The sequence below is a fragment of the Streptomyces sp. NPDC044061 genome (assembly GCF_056434305.1).
In genome coordinates, this window is the sequence record NZ_JBWKFL010000179.1 from 1 (window position 1) to 1,448 (window position 1,448).

The following is a 1,448-nucleotide window of genomic DNA, read 5'->3' on the forward strand; positions in this document are numbered from 1 at the left end:
CAATGCCGTTGCATTACGGGCCCGCGAGTTGAGGTCTTGTGATGAGGATGGCTTGCACGCCGGTGCGGGTCGGTTGGGGCCAGGCATGGTGTTCGGCCCGTTTGAGCTGGTAGTTGGACATCTTGCGTTTCACGACGCGGGGCTGGCTGCGGCGCCGTCTGACGGGCAGGAGCCGTTCCAGGAGATCCTGCTCGAGCATCACCAAGGCCTTGACGAGGAGGTCAGGGGGAAAAGCTGCCCGGCGTGACGGTCACGCTGCGCCGGGCAGAGCGCAGGGTTTCGGTGAAGGACACCCGATCGGGGTCCAGACCACGCGTGGCTGCCGTTCTCAGCATGAGTTCGCGCAGTGCGTGGTGGACCAGCAGGTGTGCCCAGATCTGCTGACGGACACCGTCGGGGGTTTTGCTGCTGAGGACGACACGGGCGCCGCGCTGATGGGTTTTGATCTCGGCGAAGACGGACTCGATCTCCCAGCGTTCGCGGTAGAGCGCGGCCAGTTGCCGGGCTGGATGGCGTCGGGCGTCCAGCAGGGTGGTGACCAGGCGATAGCCGTCAGCTGTGCCCTCACTGCACTGGTCCTTGAGCTGGTAGGCCAGGACACGGACCACGACCGGCTCGTTTCGGGTGGGGCCGGTGCTGGCCCGGATCTGTGAGAGCCATGACCCGTCACGGAACTGCTTGGTGACCGGCAGGACGCGGTTGGCGGGCACTCGCCACAGCAGATCGGCGCCGGTGGCGGTGAAGGCCTGCCACAACGGGACACCGAGGAACTCACGGTCGGCCAGGACGAGCCGGCCCGGGCCGAGTGAACGCGGCAGGCGGCCGACCAGGGTGACTTCCCCGGTGCGGCAGCCGGCGAGTTCCGCGTCCAGCACCGCATGGCTGCCCACCTCCACCAAAGCAGCCATCCGCACCTGCGGGAACGCGCTCTTGCCAGGCCCGCGGCCGTTGCCCGGACGTCCGAAGGCGGCCTCGTTGGCTTCGCTGTCCGCGACGTCCCAGCAGGTCCCGTCCACCGCCATCAGCCGCAAGCCCCGCCAGAACGCACCGGGTGTCGCCTCGGTGGCCATCGGCCTGGCGGTCGTGGCAAACAGCACCCGCAAGGGCTCGGATCCCAGCCGCTGCCGGGCCCGGAACAGCGAGGACTTCGCCGGCACATGCCAGCCGCCCAGCACCCCCTGGCCCCGCAGACCCTCCACCAGGTGCCGCATCACTTCCAGATACGGAGCCGGAGAGAACAACGCCAGCCCCAGCACGAAGTACACCACCAGCCGCGCGGGAAGCAGCCGTCTGCGTCGCTCCACGCACCCGCAAGCGGCCACCACCCGATCCACCAACCCCGGTGGATACACCCAGGTCAACAGCCCCAGGCCCGATAACTCAGACACGCACGCAGACACCCGAACCACCCCCCGGGACCACTACCCAGGAACCCACGTCCGAGGCCT

At 68.5% G+C, this 1,448-nt stretch carries 2 protein-coding genes; one reads left to right on the top strand and one right to left on the bottom strand.

The window, feature by feature from the left end:
* Positions 1-247 (top strand): hypothetical protein (locus AC07CM_RS50945; protein WP_478883367.1); only part of this gene is annotated, 247 nt, incomplete at its 5' end.
* On the opposite strand, the gene AC07CM_RS50950 is transcribed toward AC07CM_RS50945, so the two are convergent.
* A complete protein-coding gene (locus AC07CM_RS50950) occupies positions 222-1,409 on the bottom strand; it encodes an IS4 family transposase (RefSeq protein WP_478883368.1) in 1,188 nt (395 codons plus the stop codon). The genes AC07CM_RS50945 and AC07CM_RS50950 overlap by 26 nt on opposite strands.
* Positions 1,410-1,448: the final 39 nt, after the last annotated feature.